Annotated in this window: 26 protein-coding genes; 6 read left to right on the forward strand and 20 right to left on the reverse strand. The window is 72.4% G+C overall.

The genetic code is table 11. From position 1 onward, the window contains the following. Nucleotides 1-3 precede the first annotated feature (3 nt). The 3 genes from cydB to ACH0BZ_RS12010 all read right to left on the reverse strand — a co-directional run bounded on the left by cydB (nucleotide 4) and on the right by ACH0BZ_RS12010 (nucleotide 3,725). Entirely contained in the window at nucleotides 4-1,095 is a 1,092-nt protein-coding gene (gene cydB / locus ACH0BZ_RS12000) for a cytochrome d ubiquinol oxidase subunit II (protein WP_406898626.1), read from the reverse strand. Nucleotides 1,096-1,112: 17 nt separating this feature from the next. Then, nucleotides 1,113-2,639: a cytochrome ubiquinol oxidase subunit I gene (locus tag ACH0BZ_RS12005; RefSeq protein ID WP_406898628.1), complete on the reverse strand. Its 1,527-nt coding sequence runs from the start codon at nucleotides 2,637-2,639 to the stop codon at nucleotides 1,113-1,115. 204 nt (nucleotides 2,640-2,843) lie between these two features. Next, nucleotides 2,844-3,725: an aminodeoxychorismate lyase gene (locus ACH0BZ_RS12010; RefSeq protein ID WP_406898630.1), complete on the reverse strand. Its 882-nt coding sequence runs from the start codon at nucleotides 3,723-3,725 to the stop codon at nucleotides 2,844-2,846. A 47-nt stretch (nucleotides 3,726-3,772) separates the two neighbouring features. On the opposite strand from ACH0BZ_RS12010, the gene ACH0BZ_RS12015 reads away from it, so the two are divergent. Continuing rightward, nucleotides 3,773-4,909 carry a YgfZ/GcvT domain-containing protein gene (locus ACH0BZ_RS12015; RefSeq protein ID WP_406898802.1) on the forward strand — a complete coding sequence of 379 codons (1,137 nt, stop codon included), beginning with the start codon at nucleotides 3,773-3,775 and terminating at the stop codon, nucleotides 4,907-4,909. Between the two features lie 150 nt (nucleotides 4,910-5,059). Next, nucleotides 5,060-5,242, forward strand: a complete 183-nt coding sequence (locus ACH0BZ_RS12020; RefSeq protein WP_406898633.1) for a DUF3073 domain-containing protein — start codon at nucleotides 5,060-5,062, stop codon at nucleotides 5,240-5,242. Nucleotides 5,243-5,311: 69 nt separating this feature from the next. On the opposite strand, the gene purM is transcribed toward ACH0BZ_RS12020, so the two are convergent. The 6 genes from purM to ACH0BZ_RS12050 all read right to left on the reverse strand — a co-directional run bounded on the left by purM (nucleotide 5,312) and on the right by ACH0BZ_RS12050 (nucleotide 13,086). Beyond that, entirely contained in the window at nucleotides 5,312-6,394 is a 1,083-nt protein-coding gene (gene purM, locus ACH0BZ_RS12025; RefSeq protein ID WP_406898634.1) for a phosphoribosylformylglycinamidine cyclo-ligase, read from the reverse strand. Beyond that, nucleotides 6,391-7,974, reverse strand: a complete 1,584-nt coding sequence (gene purF, locus ACH0BZ_RS12030; protein ID WP_406898636.1) for an amidophosphoribosyltransferase — start codon at nucleotides 7,972-7,974, stop codon at nucleotides 6,391-6,393. The genes purM and purF overlap by 4 nt, the downstream gene beginning before the upstream one ends. Before the next feature lie 101 nt (nucleotides 7,975-8,075). After that, nucleotides 8,076-8,483 (reverse strand): sterol carrier family protein, encoded by a 408-nt coding sequence (locus ACH0BZ_RS12035; protein WP_406898638.1) that lies wholly within the window; start codon nucleotides 8,481-8,483, stop codon nucleotides 8,076-8,078. A gap of 390 nt (nucleotides 8,484-8,873) precedes the next feature. Further along, nucleotides 8,874-9,542, reverse strand: a complete 669-nt coding sequence (locus tag ACH0BZ_RS12040) for a YoaK family protein (RefSeq protein ID WP_406898640.1) — start codon at nucleotides 9,540-9,542, stop codon at nucleotides 8,874-8,876. 11 nt (nucleotides 9,543-9,553) lie between these two features. Further along, a complete protein-coding gene (purL, locus tag ACH0BZ_RS12045; RefSeq protein ID WP_406898642.1) occupies nucleotides 9,554-11,854 on the reverse strand; it encodes a phosphoribosylformylglycinamidine synthase subunit PurL in 2,301 nt (766 codons plus the stop codon). 20 nt (nucleotides 11,855-11,874) lie between these two features. After that, the gene (locus tag ACH0BZ_RS12050) at nucleotides 11,875-13,086 is read right to left on the reverse strand and encodes a saccharopine dehydrogenase family protein (RefSeq protein WP_406898644.1); all 1,212 of its coding nucleotides are present in this window, start codon (nucleotides 13,084-13,086) and stop codon (nucleotides 11,875-11,877) included. Nucleotides 13,087-13,279: 193 nt separating this feature from the next. Between ACH0BZ_RS12050 and ACH0BZ_RS12055 the strand changes: the two genes are divergently transcribed. Beyond that, the gene (locus ACH0BZ_RS12055) at nucleotides 13,280-13,474 is read left to right on the forward strand and encodes a hypothetical protein (RefSeq protein ID WP_406898646.1); all 195 of its coding nucleotides are present in this window, start codon (nucleotides 13,280-13,282) and stop codon (nucleotides 13,472-13,474) included. A 79-nt stretch (nucleotides 13,475-13,553) separates the two neighbouring features. Further along, nucleotides 13,554-13,745 (forward strand): hypothetical protein, encoded by a 192-nt coding sequence (locus tag ACH0BZ_RS12060; RefSeq protein WP_406898648.1) that lies wholly within the window; start codon nucleotides 13,554-13,556, stop codon nucleotides 13,743-13,745. Between the two features lie 61 nt (nucleotides 13,746-13,806). On the opposite strand, the gene purQ is transcribed toward ACH0BZ_RS12060, so the two are convergent. The 4 genes from purQ to ACH0BZ_RS12080 all read right to left on the reverse strand — a co-directional run bounded on the left by purQ (nucleotide 13,807) and on the right by ACH0BZ_RS12080 (nucleotide 16,145). Then, nucleotides 13,807-14,484 (reverse strand): phosphoribosylformylglycinamidine synthase subunit PurQ, encoded by a 678-nt coding sequence (gene purQ / locus ACH0BZ_RS12065; RefSeq protein WP_406898650.1) that lies wholly within the window; start codon nucleotides 14,482-14,484, stop codon nucleotides 13,807-13,809. Then, complete coding sequence (gene purS, locus ACH0BZ_RS12070) at nucleotides 14,481-14,735, reverse strand: phosphoribosylformylglycinamidine synthase subunit PurS (protein WP_406898652.1); 255 nt, start codon at nucleotides 14,733-14,735, stop codon at nucleotides 14,481-14,483. The genes purQ and purS overlap by 4 nt, the downstream gene beginning before the upstream one ends. A gap of 135 nt (nucleotides 14,736-14,870) precedes the next feature. Continuing rightward, nucleotides 14,871-15,575, reverse strand: a complete 705-nt coding sequence (locus tag ACH0BZ_RS12075) for a DUF2334 domain-containing protein (protein WP_406898654.1) — start codon at nucleotides 15,573-15,575, stop codon at nucleotides 14,871-14,873. Nucleotides 15,576-15,653: 78 nt separating this feature from the next. Further along, nucleotides 15,654-16,145: a glutathione peroxidase gene (locus ACH0BZ_RS12080; protein WP_406898656.1), complete on the reverse strand. Its 492-nt coding sequence runs from the start codon at nucleotides 16,143-16,145 to the stop codon at nucleotides 15,654-15,656. A gap of 91 nt (nucleotides 16,146-16,236) precedes the next feature. Here ACH0BZ_RS12080 and ACH0BZ_RS12085 point away from each other — a divergent pair, with 91 nt between their 5' ends. Together ACH0BZ_RS12085 and ACH0BZ_RS12090 are read left to right on the forward strand one after the other, a co-directional pair. After that, nucleotides 16,237-16,515 (forward strand): helix-turn-helix transcriptional regulator, encoded by a 279-nt coding sequence (locus tag ACH0BZ_RS12085; protein ID WP_406898658.1) that lies wholly within the window; start codon nucleotides 16,237-16,239, stop codon nucleotides 16,513-16,515. Continuing rightward, nucleotides 16,512-17,099, forward strand: coding sequence for a hypothetical protein (locus tag ACH0BZ_RS12090; protein ID WP_406898660.1), 588 nt, complete (start codon nucleotides 16,512-16,514; stop codon nucleotides 17,097-17,099). Before ACH0BZ_RS12085 ends, ACH0BZ_RS12090 begins: the two co-directional genes overlap by 4 nt. A gap of 212 nt (nucleotides 17,100-17,311) precedes the next feature. Here the strand turns inward: ACH0BZ_RS12090 and ACH0BZ_RS12095 are convergent, their stop codons facing one another. From ACH0BZ_RS12095 to ACH0BZ_RS12125, 7 genes are all read right to left on the reverse strand, one after another. Further along, nucleotides 17,312-17,644 carry a hypothetical protein gene (locus ACH0BZ_RS12095; RefSeq protein ID WP_406898662.1) on the reverse strand — a complete coding sequence of 111 codons (333 nt, stop codon included), beginning with the start codon at nucleotides 17,642-17,644 and terminating at the stop codon, nucleotides 17,312-17,314. Between the two features lie 49 nt (nucleotides 17,645-17,693). Then, nucleotides 17,694-19,907 (reverse strand): S9 family peptidase, encoded by a 2,214-nt coding sequence (locus ACH0BZ_RS12100; RefSeq protein ID WP_406898664.1) that lies wholly within the window; start codon nucleotides 19,905-19,907, stop codon nucleotides 17,694-17,696. Beyond that, nucleotides 19,904-20,815: a phosphoribosylaminoimidazolesuccinocarboxamide synthase gene (locus ACH0BZ_RS12105; RefSeq protein ID WP_406898666.1), complete on the reverse strand. Its 912-nt coding sequence runs from the start codon at nucleotides 20,813-20,815 to the stop codon at nucleotides 19,904-19,906. Before ACH0BZ_RS12105 ends, ACH0BZ_RS12100 begins: the two co-directional genes overlap by 4 nt. An 85-nt stretch (nucleotides 20,816-20,900) precedes the next feature. Further along, nucleotides 20,901-21,764 carry an alpha/beta hydrolase gene (locus ACH0BZ_RS12110; RefSeq protein ID WP_406898668.1) on the reverse strand — a complete coding sequence of 288 codons (864 nt, stop codon included), beginning with the start codon at nucleotides 21,762-21,764 and terminating at the stop codon, nucleotides 20,901-20,903. A gap of 193 nt (nucleotides 21,765-21,957) precedes the next feature. Beyond that, entirely contained in the window at nucleotides 21,958-23,388 is a 1,431-nt protein-coding gene (gene purB, locus ACH0BZ_RS12115) for an adenylosuccinate lyase (protein ID WP_406898670.1), read from the reverse strand. A gap of 20 nt (nucleotides 23,389-23,408) precedes the next feature. Then, nucleotides 23,409-24,194: a hypothetical protein gene (locus ACH0BZ_RS12120; RefSeq protein ID WP_406898672.1), complete on the reverse strand. Its 786-nt coding sequence runs from the start codon at nucleotides 24,192-24,194 to the stop codon at nucleotides 23,409-23,411. A gap of 75 nt (nucleotides 24,195-24,269) precedes the next feature. Further along, on the reverse strand, nucleotides 24,270-24,413 hold the full coding sequence (locus tag ACH0BZ_RS12125; protein ID WP_406898674.1) for a hypothetical protein: 144 nt from the start codon (nucleotides 24,411-24,413) through the stop codon (nucleotides 24,270-24,272). Nucleotides 24,414-24,428: the final 15 nt, after the last annotated feature.

Genomic DNA, 24,428 nt, shown 5'->3' on the forward strand with positions numbered 1-24,428 from the left:
GGGTCAGTCCTCGGTGGCGTCGGCCTCGCCGCCGCGGGCGGAGCCGGCGGTGCGGGCGGCGCGGGCCGGGCGCAGCCCGATGGACGGCGGGATCTGGTCCTCGGAGATGCGCGCGCGGAACACCCAGTACGTCCAGCCCTGGTAGACCAGCACGACCGGGGTGAGGAACGCGGCGGCCCACGTCATCACGACGAGCGTGTAGTGCGAGCTCGAGGCGTTCTCGACGGTCAGGCTCACGCCGTCGGCGAGCGTGGTGGGCATGACGTCGGGGAAGAGCGAACCGAACAGCAGCACCACGACGGCGGTGATCGCCAGGCTCGTGCCGGCAAACGCCCAGCCCTCGCGGTCAGCGGCGACGGCGGCCACGACCACGACGAGCGCGGCGGCGGCCACCGCGACCGCGGCCCAGGTCCAGGCGTGGCCGTGGGCGAGCTGGGTCCAGACGGCGAAGATCCCGCCGAGCACGAGCACCACGGGCGCGAGGAACCGCGCGCTCTGGACCGCCTCGGCGCGCAGGTCGCCGGCGGTCTTGAGGCCGAGGAAGACGGCGCCGTGGAGGGTGAACACGCCCAGGGTGACGAGCCCGCCGAGCAGACCGTAGGGATTGAGCAGGTCGAACAGCGTGCCGGTGACCTGCTTGTCGGCGTCGATCGCCACGCCGCGGACGATGTTCGCAAAGGCCACGCCCCACAGCAGCGCGGGCACGACCGAGCCCCAGAAGATGGCGTGGTCCCAGCGGCGGCGCCAGACGGCATCGTCCACCTTCCCGCGGAACTCGATCGCCACGGCCCGGAAGATCAGGGCGAGCAGGATGAGGAACAGGGGCAGATAGAAGCCGGAGAACAGGGTGGCGTACCACTCGGGGAAGGCGGCGAACATCGCGCCGCCGGCGACGAGCAGCCAGACCTCGTTGCCGTCCCACACCGGGCCGATGGTGTTGAGCACCGCGCGCCGGCGGCGGTCGCGCTCCGGGGTGTCGGGGCCGCGGCCGAGGACGCGCATGAGGATGCCGACGCCGAAGTCGAAGCCCTCGAGGAGGAAGTAGCCGAGGAAGAGCACGGCGATGAGGACAAACCAGAGTTCCTGAAGACCCATGATGATGTGCTCCCGTGTCAGTACGCGAAGGACAGCGGACGGTCGGCGTCGTCGTCATCCGGCGCCTCGAGGTGCGGTTCGGCGTCGTGCTCGAGCGGGCCCTCGATGGTGTAGCGGCGGATGAGGACGAACCACACCACCGCGAGAAAGCCGTAGACGAGCGTGAACCCGGTGAGCGAGAGCGTGACCAGCCAGGCGGGGTGGTCGGAGACGCCCTGGCTCACGAGGAGGCTGATCATCGGGTCGCCGGTGGGGTGCGGGTGCACCACCCACGGCTGGCGGCCCATCTCGGTGAAGATCCAGCCGGCCGAGTTGGCGAGGAACGGGAACGGGATCGCGGCGATCCCCAGCCGCCCCAGCCAGGGCTTGTCGGGGATCGGCGCCCTGCGGCGGGTCACCCACAGCCCCACGACCGCGAGGGCGGCCGACCCCACCCCGAGGCCGATCATGGCGCGGAAGCTCCAGTAGGTGACGAAGAGGTTGGGCGTGTAGTTTCCGGGGCCGAACTGCTCCTCGTACTGGGCCTGCAGGTCCTGGACGCCCTGCAGCTCGACGCCGCTGAGGCTGCCCTCGGCGAGGTACGGCAGGACGTACGGGACCTCGATGAGGTGGACCACCGAGTCGCAGTTGTTGTGCGTGCCCACCGTGAGGACGGAGAACTCGGGGTCGGTCTCGGTATGGCAGAGCGACTCGGCCGAGGCCATCTTCATGGGCTGCTGCTGGAACATGAGCTTGCCCTGGATGTCGCCGGTGACGATGAGCGCGGCGCCGGAGATGATCATGACCCACAGCGCCATGCGCGTGACGGGCCGGAACAGGTCGCGGGCCTGGGTCTCCTTCTCGGCGGCCTCGGCGGTGGCAGCCTCGGTGACCTCGCCGCCCGGGGTCACGGCGAGCAGCTCCCTCTGCTGGCGCATGGCGCGGACCATCCACCACAGGCCGATGCCGGCGACGAAGGTGCCCGCCGTGAGGAACGCACCGGCGATGGTGTGCGGCACCGCCGCGAGGGCGGTGGGGTTGGTGAGCAGCGCCCAGATGCTGGTGAGCTCGGCGCGGCCGGTCTCCGGGTTGTACACCGCCCCCACCGGGTGCTGCATGAACGAGTTGGCGGCGATGATGAAGTACGCCGACAGGTTGACGCCGATCGCGGCCATCCAGATGGAGGCCAGGTGCACGACCCGGGGCAGGCGACCCCAGCCGAAGATCCACAGGCCGAGGAACGTGGACTCGAGGAAGAACGCGGCCAGGCCCTCGAGTGCGAGGGGGGCGCCGAACACGTCGCCCACGAAGCGCGAGTACTCCGACCAGTTCATGCCGAACTGGAACTCCTGGACGATGCCTGTGACGACGCCCAGGATGAAGTTGATGAGGAAGAGCTTGCCGAAGAACCTCGTCGCCCGGTACCACCCCTGCTTGCCGGTGACGTGCCACACCGTCTGCATGATCGCGACCATCGGCGCCAGGCCGATGGTGAGGGGGACAAAGATGAAGTGGTAGACGGTGGTGATCCCGAACTGCCACCGGGAGATGTCGAGGACATCCATGGTCCGCGCTCCTGCTCGACGACGCCGCGCCCGCCCGATCAGACGGACTTGATCCGGACCATACGCCTGCGGGTATGCGGACTCAATGGGCGCCCGGTGTGGCCCTGGCCACCACTACCAGGGGAAATGCCCCAGCCTGCGGAATATGAAGCAGGTTCGGTACTTCCTGCTTCCCCCCGAGGCCACCCCCGCGGCGGCGGGAGGTCAGGCCCGGCCGACGGCGCGGTCGACCATCCCGGCCACGTCGACCGGGGGCTCGGCCGGGGGGAGGGTGACGTCGTCGATCCGGCGGACCCGCGCGGCGAGCGTGACCGACGAGAGCAGCCACACGGCGTCGGCGGCGAGGAGGTCGGTGACGAGCAGCCGCTCGCGCCGCACCGGCACCCCCTCGGCGCCGGCGATCTCGGCGAGCGCGGCCAGGGTGGTGCCCTCGAGGATCCCGACCTCGGCCGGCGGGCTCACGAGCTCGCCGCCGCGGGCCACCACGACGGTCGAGCGCGGCCCCTCGAGGACCTCGCCCTCGGCGGAGAGGTAGACGACGTCGTCGAAACCCCCGGCGGCGGCGTGGCGCAGGGCCGCCATGTTGGCCGCGTACGAGAGGGTCTTGGAGCCGAGCAGCATCCACGGCGACGCCTCCGCCAGGTCGGCCGGGAAGCCGCGGCTCAGGGTCGTGACCGCGATCCCCTCGGCGCGGGCGCGGCGGGCGTGGGCTCCCACAGGGGCGACGGTGATGTAGGCGGTCTCGGCGCCGCCGCGCTCGGGCCCGCGCGAGAGCACCAGACGCAGCATCGCCTCGGAGTCCGGCCCCCACTCGCGGGCGGCGAGCGCGATCCCGGCGCGCCACTGCTCGTCCGACGGCCCGGTGAGCCCGAGGGCCGCGGACGAGCGGGCGAGGCGCGCCAGGTGGCGCTCCGGCTTGGCGGGGACCCCGCCCACCACGAGCAAGGTCTCGAAGCAGCCGTCGCCGCGGACGGCGGCGAGGTCGTCGGCGAGCAGCAGCGGCGCGTCGGCGGGGTGCACGCGCGGGCGCGGGCCGTCCGGCCCACCGGAGACGAGGACGACCACCCGACGATCCGCTTCGCTCATAGGCGTCACCCTACTGCGCCCGGCCCGCCCGCCCCGGTCTCCGTAGGATCGCGGACGTGAGCACCTACCGGTCCCCGATCCTGTCCCGGCCCGGCGCGGTGGACGCGCCGGGCGACTCCCCCGACGTAGGCGTGCCGCTGCACTACGGCGACCCGCTCGGCGAGCAGCGCGCGGCCGCCGCCGGCCCCGTGGTGGTGGACCGCTCGCACCGCGACGTGCTGACGATCGGCGGCGGCGAGCGGCTCACCTGGCTCGAGGGCTTCGTCTCCCAGCACGTGGCCGGGCTCGCCGACGGCGCCGGCGCGGAGACGCTGATCCTCGACGCGAACGGCCGGGTGGAACACCACGCGGTGCTCTCCGATTCGGCCGGCCACCTCGTCGTCGACACCGAACCCGGCCGGGGAGCCGACCTGCTGGCCTTTCTCACCCGCATGGTGTTCTGGGCCGACGCGGCGCCCGCGGAGGCCGACCTGGCCGTACTGACCCTCGCCGGCACCGGGCTCCCCGACACCGTCACCGGCCCCGACGGGACCGCCGTCGCGCTGCCGACCGGGGACTACGCGGGCGTCGCCCTGCCCGGCGGCGGCGTGGCCCGCCGGATGCCGTGGCCCGGGGCCGGCGCGATCGACCTGGTGGTCCCCCGCGCCGACCTGGCGGCCTGGTTCGACGCGGCGGTCGCGGCCGGCGCGCGACCGGCCGGCTCGTGGGCGTTCGAGGCGTTGCGGGTGGCCGACACCACCCCGCTGCGCGCCCGGCTCGGGGTGGACACCGACGAGCGGACCATCCCGCACGAGGTGCCGACGTGGATCGGCGCGGTGGCCGAGCGCGGGGCCGTGCACCTGGACAAGGGGTGCTACCGGGGTCAGGAGACCGTCGCCCGGGTGCACAACCTGGGCCGCTCGCCGCGGGTGCTCGTCCGGCTGCAGCTGGACGGCTCGGGCGCCGAACTCCCCGCCCCCGGCGCCGAGGTCCGCACCGGCGGCCGCCCGGTGGGCCGCGTGGGCACCGTGGTCCAGCACCACGAGGACGGCCCGGTAGCGCTGGCGCTGCTCAAGCGCGGTGTCGGGCCCGACGCCGAGCTCGAGGCCGAGGGCGTGGCCGCGGCCGTGGACCCCGACACCGTCCCGGGCGAGTCCGGCCCACAGGCCGGGCGCGAGGCGGTGCGCCGGCTGCGCGGTACCTGACCCGCCCGCGAGCCCCGGGAACGCGGACCGGAGTCGACCCGGGCGGACATTCCGCGCCGGGCACGCTATCCTGTCGTCAGGCAGATACTCATACACTTGCGATGGGCACCCCCGAGGTGGCCCAGCACCGTTTCCGAGGGGGTCAGGCTGATGGGCCGAGGCCGCGCGAAGGCGAAGCAGACCAAGGTCGCTCGCGAGCTCAAGTACAACACTCCGCAGACGGATTTCGACCGTCTCCAGAGGGAGCTGTCCGGAGGATCCTCCTCCGCCCGCGGGGGTTACGACGAGGACGACGACCCGTACGGTTCGTGGTCCGACGACTCCCGCTACTGACGACGCACCGCAGACATCACGTGGGCCGGGCATCCCGAGAGGGTGCCCGGCCCACGTGGTGGTGACGGCCTAGAACCGCGAGTGCGAGCCCTCGAGGACGACTCGCGGGGCGTCGGCGTCGTCGCCGGCCTTCTCCACGTGGCCGATCACCCAGTTGTCCACGTGGCGGGCCGTGAGCACCGCCTGGGCGCGGTCGACATCGGCCTCCGGGAGGACGGCGACCATGCCGACGCCCATGTTGAAGGTGCGCTCCATCTCGGACTGCTCGACGCGGCCGTGGTGGGCGATGGTGCCGAACACCGGCGGCACCGGCCACCGGCCGCGGTCCAGGCGCGCCACCAGGCCGCGCGGCATGACGCGGGCGAGGTTCTCCGCGAGCCCGCCGCCGGTGACGTGGCTGAACACGCGCACGTCGGTCTCGGCGACGAGGCTCAGGCAGTCCAGGGCGTAGATACGGGTGGGTTCGAGCAGCTCCTCACCGAGGGTGCGGCCGAACTCCTCGACGTGGCCCTCGAGGGGCAGCCGGGCCAGCTCGAGTAGCACGTGGCGAGCCAGCGAGTAGCCGTTGGAGTGCAGTCCCGAGGAGGCCATGCCCACGATCACGTCGCCGGGGCGCACATTGTCGGCCTGCAGCACCTCGTCGGCCTCGACGATGCCGAAGCCGGTCGCGGAGATGTCGTACTCGTCCGGCCGCATGAGACCGGGGTGTTCGGCGGTCTCGCCGCCCAGCAGCGCGCAGCCGGCACGGACGCAGCCCTCGGCGATGCCCTCGACGATGCTCGCGACGTGCTCGGGGACCACCTTGCCGATCGCGATGTAGTCCTGGAGGAACAGCGGCTCCGCGCCGCACACCACGAGGTCGTCGACGACCATCGCCACGAGGTCGATGCCGACCGTGTTATGGACGTCCATGGCCTGGGCCACTGCGATCTTGGTGCCCACGCCGTCGGTGGACGAGGCGAGCAGTGGCTGCCGGTAGGTGTTCTTGAGCGAGAAGAGCCCGGCGAAGCCGCCGATGCCGCCCATGACCTCGGGCCGTGTGGCGCGCTTGGCGTGGGGGGCGAACAGCTCGACGGCGCGCTCGCCCGCGTCGATGTCGACGCCCGCGGCGGCGTAGGACGCGCCGGTCGTGCGGGGGGCGTTCTCGGTCATGTGGTGATCTCCTCGTAGTGGTTCTCGCCGTCGACCACGGCGGACAGGGCACGAACCGCCGCGCTCATCGGCGAGTCGTCCGGCAGCGCGATGGGATAGTGGCCGTCGAAGCAGGCGGCGCACAGGCTCTCCCGCGGCTGTTCGGTGGCGGTGATCATGCCGTCCACGGAAATGTAGCCCAGGCTGTCCGCCCCGATGGCCTCCCTCACGCCCTCGAGCATCCCGTCGGAGGCGTCCACGCCGTTGGCGATGAGCTCGGCCGGGCTGGCGAAGTCGATGCCGTAGAAGCAGGGCCAGCGCACCGGCGGGGAGGCGATCCGCACGTGTACCTCGAGCGCGCCCGCCTCCCGCAGCATGCGGATGAGCGCGCGCTGCGTGTTGCCGCGGACGATCGAGTCGTCCACCACCACGAGCTTCTTGCCGCGGATCACCTCGCGCAGCGGGTTGAGCTTGAGCCGGATGCCGAGCTGACGGATCGTCTGGCTGGGCTGGATGAACGTCCGGCCCACGTAGGCGTTCTTGGTCAGCCCCTGGGCGAACGGGATGCCCGAGCCCTGCGCGTAGCCGACCGCGGCCGGGGTGCCGGACTCCGGCACGGGGATCACCAGGTCGCCGTCAACCGGGTGCTCCTGCGCGAGGCGTCGGCCGATCTCCACCCGGGCCGAGTTGACGAGCCGACGGTTGATCACCGAGTCCGGACGCGCCAGGTAGACGTACTCGAAGACACACCCCTTAGGCGCGGGCTCGGCGAGCTTGCGGGAGCGCACGCCGTCGGCGTCGATCGCGATGAGCTCCCCCGGCTCGATGTCGCGGACGTAGGAGGCGCCCACGATGTCGAGGGCGCAGGTCTCGGAGGAGACCACCCAGCCCCGCTCGAGGCGACCCAGTGCGAGCGGCCGCACCCCGTGCGGGTCGCGCGCCGCGTACAGCGTGTTCTCGTCGGAGAAGGTGAGGCAGTAGGCACCCCGGAACATCGGCAGCAGGCGCGCGGCGGCCTCCTCGAGCCCACCGTCCGCGGCCTCGTGGGCCAGGAGCGTGGCCATGATGTCCGAGTCGGAGTGCGAGCTGTCCTCGGCGTAGCCCGGGATCCCGATCTCGGTGGCGTGCCGCTTGAGCTCGTGGGTGTTGACGAGGTTGCCGTTGTGGCCCAGCACCACCGAGACCCCGTTGATGGTGGCGCGGAACATGGGCTGCGCGTTGTCCCACGACGTGGAGCCGGTCGTGGAGTAGCGGCAGTGGCCCACGGACACGTGCCCGTGCATGGACTCGAGAGTCTTCTCGTCGAACACCTGGCTCACCAGGCCGAGGTCCTTGTAGACGAGCACCTGGTCGCCGTCGCCCACCGCGATACCGGCGGCCTCCTGGCCGCGGTGCTGCAGGGCATAGAGGCCGTAGTAGGTGAGCTTGGCGACGTCCTCGCCGGGGGCCCAGGCGCCAAAAACGCCGCACTCCTCGACGGGGCCGATGCGCTCGGCGTCCACGCCGAGCCCGGCGGGGCCGGGGGTGGCGGGATCCGGGAGGCCGAGATTGGTGCCGGCCGGGCGTGACGACGTGCTGTCCACCTGCTGGTGCTCCCTCATGGATTCGGCGCGTGCCGCCCGGACGGACCCCGGCGGTGCGCCCCCGAGTGTACGGTCCCGCGCCGCGGTCTCCACAGTCGTGTGACCGGGCGGGGGCGGCGTCACGCGGTCCGCACCACCGGCAGCCCGCGCGCGATCTCGGCGGCGCGGGTCCCGGACGCCCGCACCCGACCGCCGGCCACGGCCGCGTCCCAGGTGAGCCGCCCGGTGGCCAGCTCGAGCCACGTGCGTGGGTCGGTCTCCACGACGTTGGGCGGCGTCCCCCGCGTGTGCCGCGGCCCCTCGACGCACTGGGCGGCCGCGTACGGAGGGACGCGGACCTCGACGGCGTGGCCCGGCAGCTCGGCGGCCAACGCGCCGACGGTGGCGCGGACGGCCCCGGCGAGCGCCGACCGGCCCGGGCGCCGCGACCGGGCGACGGCAGGGTCGGCGTCCTCGGGCTGGTCGAGCCACGGCGCCACGCCCGCGACGGCGACGCGGACCTCCGCGGCATCGGGTCCCCGGCTCACGAGGCCGCCCTCGTCGTCGCCAGGACGGCCGCCGCACCCACCCCCACCGCACCCACCCCCGCCACGGGGACACCGCGGCGACGCTCGCCCGACACGACTTCCGCACGCGAGTTCATGGAACGGACGATAGTCCCCCGGGCAGATGCTGGAGCAACTGCCGCGTCCTCGGGTCGCCGCCCCCCTTCGCGTACAGCCGCCTCGGCGACAACCGGGGCAGGTGCGCGCGAACGGTGGCGGATGCGCACACAGGGCGCGGCTGTACGCGAAGGGTGGCGGCTGCAGCGCTACGCACCGACGTACCGCGACCCGGCCGACGCGCCCGGCGCCCCGGCGGACGCGCCCGGCGCCCCGGCGGGCCGCCCGTCGGCCCGGCCCTCGGCCGGCTCGCGCTCAGGACGTCCGCAGGGCTCGTCGTCGTAGCCACACCGTCACCCCGAGCGCGCCGAGCACCACGAGCGCGGCCACCCCGAGTGCCCACGACCCCCAGTACACGTGCAGCGCGGCGCCGGCGACGCCGCCCGAGGCGAGCGACCCCCACAGTGCGACCTGGTGCCGGTAGGGCGCCCACGAGCCGCCGGCCAGTGCGTCGACCAGGCTGTGCGCGGCCTTGACCACCGCGCCCGTCATGTAGGTGACGCCGAGCGAGACCACTCCCCCCGAGTGGAACACCGAGTTCATGGCGCCCATCGCGGCGGCGGCCACCGACATCGCGACCGGCAGCCCGGCGACGGTGGCGTCGGTGAGCCACTGCAGGCCCAGCGCGAGGAGCAGCAGCGCCGCCACGAGCGACAGGACGGTGGGGCGGTCGTAGAGGCTCTGCCGGCGGGTGACGACCGCGCCCGCGGCGGCGCCCACGAAGAACGACACGAGCACGGCGGCCGCGACGCCCGCCGAGCCCAGCCGCCCGCCCGCCAGATCCACGACCATGCGCGTGGAGTTGCCGCTCATGAACGACACGAAGTAGCCGCCCACCTCGAGGAAGCCCACGGCGTCCACGAAGCCGGCGGTCCCGGTGAGGACCACCGCGAGCAGACGCTCGCGGCGCCGGAGGTCGATCACCTACGCGGTCCTCAGACCGGGTCGACCCCGAACAGCGCGGGCAGCGTGCCCTCGTGGGCCTCACGAAGCTCGTCGGTGGTGAGGGTGAACTGGCCCTGCACCTCGAACGTCCCCGAGTCCGGGTCGGTGACGCCGATGCGAGCGTGCGGGATCTGCTGCGCGGTGAGCATCTGCTGGAAGCGGATCTCCTCGCCGCGCGGCACGGACACGACGACGCGGCCGCTGGACTCGGAGAACAGCCACACGAACGGGTCGGCGTCCTCGGGCAGGACGATCCGCGCGCCGCACTCGCCGGCGAGCACCGCCTCGACGAGCGCCTGGGCCAGGCCGCCCTCCGACAGGTCGTGGGCGCCGGTGACGAGCCCGTCTCTGGAGCAGGTCGCCAGGATCCGCGCGAGGGTGGCCTCCCACGCCAGGTCCACGGACGGTGGGGTGCCGCCGAGGTGGTCGTGTGCGACCTGCGCCCAGATGGAACCGTCGAGCTCGTCGCGGGTCTCGCCGAGCAGGTAGATGCTCTCGCCCGGGGTGTCCCCGAACGCGGTGGGTGTACGGCGCGCCACGTCGTCGAGCACACCGAGGACGCCCACGACGGGCGTGGGCAGGATCGGGGTGGAGCCGGTCTGGTTGTAGAACGACACGTTGCCGCCGGTCACCGGGATGCCGAGCTCGGCGCAGCCGTCGGCCAGGCCGTGCACCGCCTCGCGGAACTGCCACATGACGCCCGGGTCCTCGGGGGAGCCGAAGTTGAGGCAGTTGGTCACCGCGACGGGGCGGGCGCCGGTGACGGCGACGTTGCGGTACGCCTCCGCGAGCGCCAGTTGCGCGCCGACATACGGGTCGAGGAACGTGTAGCGGCCCGAGGCGTCGGTGGACAGGGCGATGCCGCGGCCGGTCTCCTCGTCGATGCGCAGGACGCCGCCGTCGGCGTTCTCGGCGAGGATCGTGTTGCCGCGCACGTAGCGGTCGTACTGCTCGGTGATGAACTTCCGGGAGCACAGCGCAGGGCTGGCGAGCATGTCCAGCAGGGTCTGGCGCAGCTCGTCGCCGGTGGCCGGCCGGACGAGCGGGGCCGTGGTGTCGTCCCGGAGCGCGTCCTGGCCGGCGGGCTTCTCCACGGGGCGCTCGTACACGGGGCCGTCGTCGGCGATGGTGCGCGGCGGGGCGTCGAGCACCGTCTCGCCGTGCCAGTCGATGGTGAGCCGGTCGCCGTCGGTGACGTACCCGATGTCGGTGGCCAGCACGTCCCAGCGCGTGCAGACGGCCATAAAGGCGTCGAGGTTCTCGGGCGTCACCACCGCGCACATGCGCTCCTGCGACTCGCTCGTCAGGACCTCTGCCGGAGTCATGCCCTCGGTGCGCAGCGGCACACGGTCCAGGTCGATGTGCATGCCGCCGTCGCCGGCCGCGGCGAGCTCGCTCGTGGCGCAGGCCAGACCGGCGCCGCCCAGGTCCTGGATGCCCTCGACCAGGCCCTCCCGGTACAGCTCGAGGCAGCACTCGATGAGCACCTTCTCGGCGAACGGGTCCCCCACCTGGACGGCGGGCAGCTTGCGGGGCTTGGCGGCCTTGCCGTCCTGGCCCTCCTCGAACGTGGCCGAGGCCAACACGGAGACGCCGCCGATCCCGTCGAGCCCCGTGCGGGCGCCGAAGAGGATGATGCGGTTGCCGGTGCCCGACGCGTTGGCCAGGTGCAGGTCCTCGACCCGCAGGACGCCGGCGCACAGGGCGTTGACCAGCGGATTGGCGGCGTAGGAGGCGTCGAACACGGTCTCGCCGCCGAGGTTGGGCAGACCCAGGCAGTTGCCGTAGCCGCCGATGCCGGCCACCACGCCGGGCAGGACCCGGTGCGTGTCGTCGGCGTCCGCGGGGCCGAAGCGGAGCTGGTCCATGACGGCCACGGGGCGCGCGCCCATCGCCATGATGTCACGGACGATGCCGCCCACGCCGGTCGCGGCGCCCTGGTAGGGCTCGATGTACGACGGCGAGTTGTGCGACTCGACCTTGAAGGTCACCGCCCAGCCGTCGCCGATGTCCACCACTCCCGCGTTTTCCCCGATGCCGGCGAGCATGCCCGCACGCATCTCGTCCGTGGTGGTCTCACCGAAGTAGCGCAGGTGCACCTTGGACGACTTGTAGGAGCAGTGCTCGGACCACATCACCGAGTACACGGCGAGCTCCGCGTCGGTGGGACGGCGGCCCAGGATCTCGCGGATCCGGTCGTACTCGTCCTCCTTGAGCCCGAGCTCCTCCCAGGGCTGCTCGAGGTCGGGGGTGGCGGCGGCGTTCGCGGTGGTATCGACTTCAGCGGTCACGCCGCCGAGTCTATCCGTCCTCAGGCGGAGAGCACCTCGAAGGTCAGGCCGCCCCGCTCCACCCGCTCGAGCAGCGCGTCGCCCATCGCCCGGGCGGTGGTGAGCTGGCCCGCGAGGGGCGGCAGGTCGTCAAAGGCCAGGCACATCGCGGACTCGGCGATCATCATGGACGTCTCCGTGTAGCCGGGGTCCCCACCCGAGACGCGGGTGATGATCTTGCGGCCGCCGGCGATCGCGACGAACGTCACCGTGAACGACGACCGCGCCCGCCGGGACTCGCTGGGCCCCTGCCCGCGGTCGATCCGCTTGAGCATCTGCGAGCGCAGGAGCGGCACCTGGGAACCCGCGGCGATCGCGCCGACCCCCACCATCCCCACGGTGGCGGTGACGGGCGAGCCGACCGACGCGTAGTGCGCGTAGGAGAAGTCCGGGCCGTACGACTCGAGCGCAGCCGCCGAGCGCAGGACGATCTGCGGATCGATGGTGGGCAGCGGGACGAGCCAGCGGTTCAGCGTGGAGTCGTGGTGCGGCTTGGTGGGCGCCGCCTTGACACGACGACCCTCCGGCCGACCCTCCCGCTGCCGGCGCTCCCTGGCCGTGGCGCCGGCCTCGCGCAGGCGCGCGAACTGCCCGATGGCCGAGTGGAAGGTGCCGCCGGAGAACTGGGCGTTGGAGTGCACGGCGCCGTAGACGGCCACCGGCACGCCCTCCGGGACCTGCTTCATCGTGTAGTAGACGCCGAGGTCGTGCGGGATGGAGTCGAACCCGCACGCGTGGACGAGACGGGCACCCGACGCCACCGCCGCCTCGTGGTACTCGAGATACATGCGGTCCACGAACTCCGGCTCCCCGGTGAGGTCCACGTAGTCCGTGCCCGCCGCCACGCACGCGGCGACGAGCGGCTCACCGTACTCCAGGTAGGGGCCGACGGTGGTGAGCACGACCCGCGTCTGGCGGGCCATCGCCCCGAGCGAGGCGGGATCCTCCGTGTCCGCCAGGACGATTCCCGGCGCCGGCGCGTCGGGGCGCGCCTCGGCGAGCCGTGCGGCGACGGCGTCGAGCTTCTCCCGCGACCGGCCGGCGAGCGCCCACGAGCCGCCCTCGGGCATGGTCCGCATGAGGTAGTCGGCGACAAGGCCGCCGGTGAACCCGGTGGCACCGTAGACGATGAGGTCGAACGGGCGCGCGGCCTTCTCGGCGGCGGACACGGGCGCAGAAGTGGTATCGCTCACCCCACGTTTCTACCGCATGCGGACGCCGAGGCCACCGGGAAGCGGCGGAGGGGAACCCGCCCTTCCACGAGGACCCGGCTCACCGGCGCCCGCGGAAAACAACCCCCGATAGACGAAATTTTTTCTCACTACTGTGCGATACTGCCGGCATCGCGCCGCCAGTGGGGCGGGCGCCCGATCCCAGGAGATCACCATGGACCTCAGCGGTTCGCTCGCCAAGGCTCTCTACCCCGCCCTCGACTCCGTGTACGGCAGCTACATGGACGGGGGCGGCGTCGGCTCGATGGCCCTCAACACCCTGATCGAGCTCCCGAAGTGGCTCGCCCGCTTCGCGATCCGGTGGCTCGGGATCACGGGCGCGGACCTCGGCAGCACAAATCCCATCTGATCCCCGCGGCCACTACGGCCGCGCCGCATTCCACCCCCGCTGTGCACCCGGCGCAACGGACTCCCGAAAGGACCCCACCATGGATCTCACCGGCTCGATCGCCGACGTACTCCTTCCCGTTCTCGACACCGCCTACGGCAGCTACACGCAGGCGGGCGGCGTCGGTTCGTCGGTTCTCGACGGCATCCTCGTACTCCCCGCACGTGTCGTCGAGCTCACCCTGGACCTCCTCGCCGGCCTGGGCGGCGACATCGGCAGCACCTTCTACTGAGCCACGCCTCGGGAACGACAGAACCCGCCGGGACCGTTCCCGGCGGGTTCTCGCACACCGGCTACGCGCGGACCACGGCGTCGAGTGCGCTGAGGAACAGCCCCAGTCCGTCGTCGGACGGGCCGGTGAGCGGGTCGATCGCGTGCTCGGGGTGCGGCATGAGGCCCACCACACGGCCGTTCTCGGAGCAGATGCCGGCGATGTCGTTGGTCGAGCCGTTGGGGGCGCCGCCGGAGTAGCGGAACACCACGCGGCCCTCGCCCTCGAGCTCGCCGATGGTGTCGGCTGTGGCCATGTAGCGGCCCTCGCCGGACTTGAGCGGGATGAGGATCTCCGCACCGGACTCGAACCGCGAGGTCCAGGCGGTGTCGGTGTTCTCCACGCGCAGCCACTCGTCGCGGCAGAGGAAGTGCATGTCGCGGTTACGGCCGAGCGCACCCGGCAGGAGCCCGGCCTCGCAGAGAATCTGGAAGCCGTTGCAGATGCCGAGCACCGGCATACCGCCCTTCGCCGCCGTCACGACCTCGGTCATCACGGGGGCCATCGCGGCGATCGCGCCGCAGCGCAGGTAGTCGCCGTAGGAGAAGCCGCCGGGCACCACCACGGCGTCGACGCCCTTGAGGTCGGCGTCGGCGTGCCAGAGGGAAACGGCCTCCGCGCCGGAGCGGGTCACGGCGCGGGCGGCGTCGACGTCGTCGAGCGTCCCGGGAAAGGTGATGACGCCGATCTTCGCGCTCACGCCTCGGCTCCGGCGGTCTCGACGCGCACAACCTTCCAGTCCTCGATCACCGTGTTGGCGAGCAGGGACGAGGCGATCTCCTCCAGCTCGGCGTCCGACACGTCGTCGGCCACCTCGAGCTCGAACCGCTTGCCCTGCCGGACGTCGCTGACGCCGGGGTGGCCCAGCCGCCCGAGGGCGCGGTGGATGGCCTGACCCTGCGGATCGAGGATCTCGGCCTTGGGCATGACTTCGACGACGACTCGGGCCACGGTGGGAACTCCCTGTTCGACTGGCGGGGCGGCGCGGTCCCGGACCGGCCGGGGCACGCTGGCGATCCTACCCGCCGCGGCCGCGCTCCCCCACGCCCGCTCGTGCGGTCCGCCCGGGCCGGCGCGGACCGGACCTCAGGCCGCGCGGACGAGGGCGACCGGCAGCCACTCGTAGCGGCCGGCCCGGGCGCCGTGCCGGTCGGCCACGAGGTCCACCGCGTCGAGCAGGGCGGCCCGCGGTGCGCGGCGGGACAGGTGCCGGGCGGAGACGTTGAGGCGGACGAGCCCGCCGGCCTCGGCGGTGCGGCCGGCCGCGGCGACGAGCTGGCGGCACCACCAGGCATCGGCGACGAACCCCTCGCCCATGGACAGCACGCGCCCACGGTCGAGGTGCCCGCGGACGACGTCGTGGATGCCGGTGACGTCGGCGCACATGCGGAAGCCCGCCTCGGGCAGCGCGGCGAGGCAGCCGGGCGAGGCGTTCCAGCGCGGTGCGGCGAACAGGCGGGTCCGCAGGCCCATGTCGGCCATGAGCCGGTCTGCGGCGGCGAGGCGCACGGCGGCCTCGGCGGGTCCGATCGAGGCGAACTCGGGCCGCCGGCGGCGGGTGGCGGCCTCGTCGTAGCCGCCCAGGACGATCGCGTCGCCCATCCGCCGGCGGTGGCGCAGCCAGTCCTGCGTGTCCTCGTCGTCGGTGAGCCGGTACTCGTGGCCCCGACGCGGCGCGACGAGCAGGGAGACGGGCACGTCGCGGCGCTCGAGCTCGCCGACGAGGTCCACGGCGGCGTCGAGGGTGGTGTCGCGGATGCCCGAGACGGAGACGATGAGGCGTGCGGTCATGCCCCGGATCGTGACAGTCGGTGATGAGGGGATCGCGACGACGAGGTGAACGTCGCGTGACACCACCCCTGCGCGGGGTCAGAGCGGCAAGACGTCCTCGAGCGCCTCGATCACCTCGGGGGCCCCGGGCTCGACCTTGGGCCGGAACCGCGCCACGACCTCGCCGGAGGGCGAGACGAGGAACTTCTCGAAGTTCCACTGGATGTCGCCGGCCTCGCCGTCGGCGTCCGGGACCCGGGTGAGCGCGGCGTAGAGGGGGTGCCGGTCGGGCCCGTTGACGTCGATCTTGGCCGAGAGCGGGAAGGTGACCCCGTACTTGGAACTCGTGAACTCCTTGATCGCGGCCTCGTCGCCGGGCTCCTGGCCCATGAACTGGTTGCACGGGAAGCCCAGGACGAACAGTCCGCGGTCGCGGTAGTCCTCGGCCAGCTCCTGTAGGCCCTCGTACTGCGGGGTGAGTCCGCACTCGCTGGCCACGTTGACCACGAGCACGGCGTGCCCGGCATAGTCGGCGAGGCTGGCCTGCGCGCCGTCGATGGTGGTGAATCCGATGTCGTGGACGTTGGTCATGGCCGGGAGCCTACTCCGCCCGCGCACGACCGCGACCGGCCACGCGCATCCACTGTTGACAAACTGTTGGGTTTTTACAACACTCAGTTGCATGAGCCCAGTCAGACGAGGGGAGAAACGCCCCATCCACAACCGGATCGCGGTCCTGCGGGCCGAGCACCGGCTCAGCCGGGCCGCGCTCGCGGAGCGGATCGAGGTCAACCCCCAGACCGTGGGGGCGCTCGAGCGGGGCGACCACTACCCCAGCCTCGACCTGGCCTTCCGCATCTGCGAGGTGTTCGACCTGCCCGTGGAGGCCGTGTTCTCCCGCGAGGAGTTCCGGCCCATGTCCGCCGAGATGTACCGCCGTACGAGAGAGGACGCCCGATGACCACCGGCCAGACCCGTCAGACCGACCCCGCCCGCACCCTCACCGGCGCCGAGCGCCGCTACGAGAAGAACCTCGCGCGCACCGGGGGCATGCTCCGCTCGTGGCGCACCCCGGCCCGCCGGGGTCTGCTCGTCCGCCTCAACTGGGCGTGCATCGCGGTCATGGCCGCGATCGCCGTGATCGGGTTCTTCTGGTTCCCGATCGTGCTGGCGTGGCTGCCCATGACCGTCGCGATCATGACGGCGTGGACGATGCTGCGCGTCACGATCGACGCCAGGGACACCGCGCCGCTGCGCTACCTCGACGAGTTCGAGGCCGAGACCCTGCTGCGCGCCCGCTCGACCGCGCTCTCGGTGCTCACCGGCCTCCTCGCCGTCATCGCCCTCGCCCTGGTCTTCGGCGCCTCTTTCGAGGTGGGCGACGGCCACCGGCTCGCCTACGCGATGGGTGGTCTCGGGATCCTCGGCGTCTTCGTGGGCGGTGTCATCCCGGCCGCGGCGATGGCCCGGACCATGGATGACGAAGACGAGGTAGACCACCTGCGGACCGGGGCCGGGACGCGGCCTGACGCTCAGGACAGGTAGGGCCCGAGCAGCTCGCGCACCATCGCGCGCGCCTTCCGCTCCCCCATCCCGTCCTCGGTCATGCGCGACCCGCAGTACACAAGGCTGCAACTCATTGTGAGAACTCGACAACTGGCGGAGGTTCGACTCCGGGAAGGTGATACATCGAGGCGCGGGCAGTCCGGGTTACTTTCGGGCCGCCCGCGCCTCAAAGCGGTAGGTCGAACCGATGCTTACTCGCTGTCACTCTCACGCTGATTCTCTGGGGCTCCGAATAGTCCACCGGACCACGAGCCGGTTCGGACTCGGCCCCCAGCTCCCACCACGAAGTCGGCGATCACGACACCCGCGCATAGCGCGACTCTAATTGTCTCTGAGGGTTCCTGGTTGGGGCTGACAAGCGCGATCAGCGCGTAGGCGACGAGGCCGACGATGAGGCTAGTGAGAAGTGCGGCGGCGATTCGCATCAGCAGTAGCGGTCCCAGGATCTCCCGGGCTGCCTCGAGCAGGGCCGCCCGCTGCGCCGCCCGGTGCTCGGCCACCGTGGGGGCCTGGATCTTGGGCATGCGCTCGGCCGTCCTCTTCTCGCTCACTCACCCGGCGCGGACTGCCGACTCAGCCCGCCCCGGCGGTGCGCAGTGTCCACGCGTACTCGAACGCGGTCTGCCGCCAGCGCTCGTAGCGCCCCGAGACGCCGCCGTGCCCGGCGCTCATCTCGCAGCGCAGCAGCACCGGCCTCTCGGCGGAGTTGGCCGAGGTCGAGATCGCCCGCAGCCTGGCCACCCACTTGGCCGGCTCGACGTACAGCACGCGCGTGTCGTTGAGCGAGGTCACGGCGAGGATCGCCGGGTACTCCCTGGCCTCCACGTTCTCGTACGGCGCGTACGAGGCCATGTAGTCGTAGACCTCCGGATCGTGCAGCGGGTCGCCCCACTCGTCCCACTCGATCACCGTGAGCGGCAGCTCCGGCATGAGGATCGAGGTGAGCGGGTCCACGAACGGCACCACGGCCTGGATGCCGGCGAACATCTCGGGCGCGAGGTTGGCCACCGCGCCCATGAGCAGGCCGCCGGCGCTGCCGCCCTCGGCGACGAGCCGGTCCGGGGCGGTCAGGCCCGTCATCACCAGGTGGTCGGCGCAGGCCACGAAGTCGGTGAAGGTGTTGCGCTTGGCCAGCATCTTGCCCTGCTCGTACCAGAGCCGGCCCATCTCGCCGCCGCCGCGCACGTGCGCGACCGCGTAGGCCATGCCGCGGTCGAGCAGCGAGAGCCGGGCCACGGAGAAGCCGGGGTCGATGCTCGACTCATACGAGCCGTAGCCGTACAGCAGGGTGGGCACGGCCTCGCCGTCGTCGACCCTCCGCGCCGTCTCCGCCGACATCACCAGGGAGACCGGGATCCGGGCCCCGTCGGTGGCTGTGGCCCAGTCGCGGCGCTGCACGTACCCGGCCGGGTCGTAGCCGCCGAGCACCTCCTGCTCGCGCAACAGCGTGCGCTCCCCGGTGGCCAGGTCGAGCTGGTACACGCGGCCGGGGGTGACGAAGGAGCCGTAGCCGAAGCGCAGGACCGGCTGGTCCCACTCCGGGTTGGCACCGGGGCCGGAGGTGAAGAGCACCTCGTCGAACTCTACGGGCGTGAAGTCGCTGTAGGCGTCGGTGCCGGACCGTGACTCCGGGTCCAGTGGCATGAGTGAGAACCGGGGCAGCGCCGACTCGCGGTAGCCCAGAGCGAGCACGCGCGCAAAGGCGTCCACGCCCTCGATCCGCACGTCCTCGCGGTGCGGCACGAGCGTGCGCAGCGCGTCGAGGTCCGCGATGGGGGCGGCCGGCCCCTCGGCCACGAGGAAGTTGGGGGCGAGTTTGTTGTGGGTGACGACGAAGCGGTCCTCGCCGCCCACCACGGCGTGCTCGACGTCGTACTCCACCCCCTCCTCGCGGGGTCGGACGCACCAGAACTCGCCCGTCGGCTCGGCCGAGTCCAGGCACCACACCTCGGTGGTGATCTTGGAGCCCAGCGCGATCTGCAGGTAGCGCTCGCTGCGCGTTTCGCCGACCCCGATCCAATACGACTCGTCTGGCTCGTGGAACACCCGCACGTCGGCGTCGCGGGAGGTGCCCAGGCGGTGCCGCCACACGGTGTCGGGGCGCCAGGCGTCGTCGACCGTGACGTAGAACAGGTGCTCGCCGTCGCGCGCCCACGTGACCCCCGCGGCGATTCCGGGGATCTCCTCGTCCGGCGCCGTGACCTCGGGGTCCAGCGAGCGGAAGCGCAGCGTATACCTCTCGTCGCCCTCGACGTCCGTGGCCCAGGCCAGCATCCGACCGTCGTGGCTCACCGAGAAGGCGCCGAGCGCGAAGTAGTCGTGGCCCTCGGCCTCGGCGTTGCCGTCGAGCAGGAGCTGCTCGCCGGGAAGTTCCACGCCCGGCGAGACCTCGGGCGGCGTCCAGCCGGCCGGGTCGGCGGGGTCGGCCGCGTACTCCGGCGGCACCGGCACCCGGCAGTGCCGCGCATACGAGCGGCCCTCCTCGGTGCGCGAGAAGTACCACCAGTCGCCGGCGCGGACCGGCACCGACATGTCGGTCTCCTTGACCCGCGAGCGGATCTCCTCGTAGACCGCGTCCGCGAGGTCCTTCTGGTCGGCCGTCATGGCGTCGGTGTAGGCGTTCTCCGCCTCGAGGTAGGCGCGCGTGTCGGGGGCGTCCTTGTCGCGCAGCCACTCGTAGTCGTCCACAAAGACGCGGCCGTGGTGCTCGCGGTGATGCGGGCGGCGCTCGGCCACCGGCGGGGTCGGCCGGGCGGGCGGGGTCGGGGTCGGCTGCTCCGGGCTCACGCGGCGTCACCCCCGGGCCAGTCGGCGAAGGACAGGCCGGAAATCCGCTCATAGGCCTCCACGTACCGGGCCCGGGTGGCCTCGACCACCTCCTCCGGCAACGGCGGCGGGGGCGTATCCGACGCCTTGTTCCAGCCCGAGCCCGGTCCGGTGAGCCAGTCACGCACGTACTGCTTGTCGAAGCTCGGCTGGACGCGGCCCGGCGCGTAGCCGTCCGCCGGCCAGTACCGGGAGGAGTCCGGCGTCAGCACCTCGTCGGCGAGGACCAGCTCGCCGTCACTCCCCTCCCCTGCGCCCACCAGGCCGAACTCGAACTTGGTGTCCGCCAGCAGCACCCCCCGGTCCGCGGCCATCGCCGCGGCGCGCGAGTACACGTCGAGCGTGGCCGCGCGCAGCCTCTCGGCCGGGCCGGCGCCCACGATCTCGGTGAGGCGCTCGAAGGAGATGTTCTCGTCGTGGTCGCCCACCGCGGCCTTGGTGGCGGGTGTGAAGATCGGCTCGCCGAGGCGGCTCGCCTCCACCAGCCCGTCCGGCAGCGGGATGCCGCACACCGTGCCGGAGGCGTCGTACTCGGCCTTGCCGCTGCCGGTGAGATAGCCGCGGGCCACGCACTCGACCGGCACCATGTCGAGCCGCCGCACCACCATCGCGCGGCCCAGTACCTCGGCGGGGATGCGCTCGTCGTCGACCGGCCCGGCGAGGTGGTTGGGCACCTCGAGGGCGTCGAAGAAGTACCAGCTCATGGCCGTGAGGATGCGGCCCTTGTCCGGGATCGGGGTCTCCAGCACGTGGTCGTAGGCCGAGATCCGGTCGGTGGCCACGAGCAGCAGCGTCTCGGGGTCGATCTCGTACAGCTCGCGCACCTTCCCGGCGGCGAGGTGGCGGTAGTCGGAGAGCTGGGGTCGCATGCGGGCCAGCCTAGTCGCCGACGCGGGGCGCCCCGGAGGGCCGTCTCGCCCCGGCGTCTCACCCAGGCGTCTCGCCCCAGGCGTCTCACCCCAGGCGGGCGTCGAGCCACTCCCCCAGCGCCGCGTACGCCTCGTCGGCGCAGAGGTCGTTGAACAGTTCGTGGCGGCCGCCCTCGAACTCGCGGTAGGTCACCTCGACGCGCGGCTCGTGGTCCGTACCGGCCACCTCGGCGAAGCGGCGGGCGCCGACGGGCGAGGTGATGGCATCGGCGGAGCCGTTGACGACCAGCGTCGGCGTCCGCAGCGAGCGGCAGCGCTCGAGCATGCGCTCGCCGTCCAGGAGGAGGGTGCCCGCCGCGGCGGCGGGGACGGGCTTGTGGTGGACGAGCGGATCCGCCTCGTAGTCGGCGACGTACTCGGGCACCCGCGAGATCTCGTTCGGGTCGAGCTTGGACACCGGGAGGAAGGGCAGGACGCGGGAGAGGACGCCCGCCAGGGCCTTGACCGGGCCGGGCGTGTTCTCGCCCACGACCAGGCCCGGCGACGACATGACGAGGCCCGCCAGGTCCCACGGCCGGCGCAGCGCGGACTCGGCCACGATGAGCCCGCCCATCGAGTGGCCCATGAGCAGGCGCGGCAGGCTCTCGTAGCCGTTGGCCTGCGGCGAGCGGCACCACTCGAGCACCGCGTCGCGCACCGCGAGGTTGTCGCGGACGTGGCGCTCGACCCGCACGCGAGCGCGCGGCCCGGGCGCCGAGCCGTGCCCGCGCAGGTCGTAGCTCACCACCGCGATGCCGCGGTCGGTGAGGAAGTCGATCATCCGGTCGTAGCGGCCGGAGTGCTCGCCGAAGCCGTGGACCAGCAGCAGCAGCGCTCGCGGGTTCTCCGGGGCGCGCAGCCGCGCCTGGAGGCCGGAGGAGCCGGGGACCGGGATCGTGATCTCGCGCATGGCCCCGACACTAGTGGCCGCACGGCCCCCCGGTCCGCGGGTTGTGCATCATCGTGGGCACACGACGGGTGCACAACCCCCGGGTCCGGCGACCATGGTGAAGCGCAGGCCCCGGGGGAGCCGGGCTCAGTGCCCGATGGTGGAGAAGACGCCGGCAGTGGCGATACCGCAGGTGCGCGCGGGACGCGCGCTCCTAGAGGATCGCGCCGGGGGTGTACGCGGCCGCGTCCGGGTGGCGGGCGACGAGCTCGGAGACGCGGGTGACGACGGCGTCGACCTGGTCCGCGGCGGCGCCGACGAACGCGGCGCGGTCCGCCAACGCGTCCTCGAGGGCGCCCCGGTCCAGCGGGAGCCGGTCGTCGGCGGCCAGCCGGTCGATGAGGTCGGGTTCGCGGCCCTCCTCGCGCATGGCCAGAGCCACCGCGACCGCGTTCTCCTTGATCGCCTCGTGGGCCACCTCGCGGCCGACGCCCGCGCGGACCGCGGCCATCAGCACCTTCGTCGTCGCCAGGAAGGGCAGGTAGCGCTGTAGTTCCTTGTCGATCACCGCCGGGTAGGCGCCGAACTCGTCGAGCACGGTGAGGAAGGTCTCGAACATGCCGTCCAGGGCGAAGAACGCGTCGGGCAGCGCCACGCGACGCACCACGGAACAGAAGACGTCGCCCTCGTTCCACTGCGCGCCGGCGAGCTCGGCGGCCATCGAGCCGTATCCGCGAAGCACCACCTGGAGGCCGCCCACCCGCTCGCAGGAGCGGGTGTTCATCTTGTGTGGCATCGCCGACGAACCCACCTGGCCGGGCTGGAAGCCCTCGGTGACGAGCTCGTGGCCCGCCATGAGCCGGATGGTTTGGGCGAGCGACGACGGCCCGGCGCCCAGCTGCACGAGCGCGGAGACCACCTCGTGGTCCAGCGAGCGCGGGTACACCTGGCCCACCGAGTCGAAGGTGCGCGTGAAGCCCAGGTGCTCGGCGATGCGCCGCTCGAGCTCGGCGAGCGTGGCCTCGTCGCCACCGAGCAGGTCGAGCATGTCCTGCGCCGTGCCCATGGGGCCCTTGATGCCGCGCAGCGGGTAGCGCTCGAGCAGCGATTCGACGCGCTCGATCGCCACGAGCAGCTCGTCGGCCGCCGAGGCGAAACGCTTGCCCAGCGTCGTGGCCTGCGCGGCCACGTTGTGGCTGCGGCCGGCCATCACCTGGTCACGCTGGGCCACGGCGTGCTCGGCGAGCCGGCGGGCGGCGGCCACGGACCGGTCCCGGACCAGGCGCAGCGACTGCACGATCTGCAGCTGCTCGACATTCTCTGTGAGGTCGCGGCTCGTCATCCCCTTATGGATGTGTTCGTGTCCGGCGAGGTCGTTGAACTCCTCGATGCGCGCCTTGACGTCGTGCCGCGTCACCCGCTCACGCTCGGCGATCGACTCCAGGTCCACGCGGTCCACCACGGCCTCGTACGCCTCGATCACGCCGTCCGGCACCACGATGCCGAGGTCACGCTGCGCACGCAGGACCGCGATCCACAACTGCCGCTCGAGCACGATCTTGTGTTCGGCGGACCACAGGGTGGCCAGGTCGGCGCTGGCGTAGCGCGAGGCGAGGACGTTGAAGATGCGCGGCTTGGAGGTCACGCGTCCCAGTATCGCATCCGTCACCGCGGCGACCACGGCGCGCGGACCGTCGGCTCCGGCCACGGCGGCTGCGCCACCGGGGACGGTGTGGGCGCCGGGTACGTGGCAGGCATCGTGTGGAAGGCGGGCGCCGGGTGGAAGGCGGGCGCCGGGGGCACCGGCGGCCGGCCCCGCGGTGTCGCGAGAGGCCGGTTCCCGGCCACGAGGGAGGCGAGGATCGCCACCAGGAAGATCACGGGCGCCGAGGCGTGGACGAGGAGGAACTCCTGGACCCCGGAGTCCATCACGGTGAAGACGTTAACCACCATGTACCAGCCGCGCAGCACCAGGAACAGCATCCCCAGCACCCCGGCAACGACGACGCCCGCTGCCTTCCGGCCGAACGCAAAGGCCCAGGCCATCATCGTGATGACCATGAAGAGCGCCGTCCCTGCGATGTACGGCAGAAGGTCCGCGGTGGACGTGAGCGAGGTGGGTATCAGCCAGCCGAAGAGGAGGTCCTCGCCCGTGTCGTTGCTCACCGCCGCCTGCGTGACCTGGACCGGGACGAGCACGGCGGGCAGAACCGCGATCCATCGGCGTCCCGGGGCTCCGAGCGCCACCATGAGGACGGCGAGGAGCGCGAACATCCCGGCGTCGACGTACATGCCGACGTTCTCGACCGGCCCACCGGACGTCCGCAGTCCGGTGAGGGCGGCCGCGATCCCCAGCTCGATCACCATGAGGACCGCCAGGGCGATCAGCTCACGGGTGGGCGACACGGCACCCTTCATGGGCGGCTGCTGTGGCTCGTGATCGGGGTGCACCGCCTCACACTAGGACGCGCGCGCCGCCCCGGTCTGTCCCCCGTACGGCCGACACCCGGTCCGCCCGGGCGCAGGTCAGGAGATCATCGAGCCGCCGGTCGACCCGGCGAGGATCTCCCGGGCGTGGTGGTAGACCTGCTCGGTCGTCAGCGGCGGCGTGAAGATCAGCCACGGGCGGAACAACAGGACACCGGCGGTGATGATCTCGGAGGAGTTCATGCCGGTGAGACTATC

The sequence above is a fragment of the Dietzia sp. 179-F 9C3 NHS genome (genome assembly GCF_045369825.1).
In the GTDB taxonomy this organism is placed as follows: domain Bacteria; phylum Actinomycetota; class Actinomycetes; order Mycobacteriales; family Mycobacteriaceae; genus Dietzia.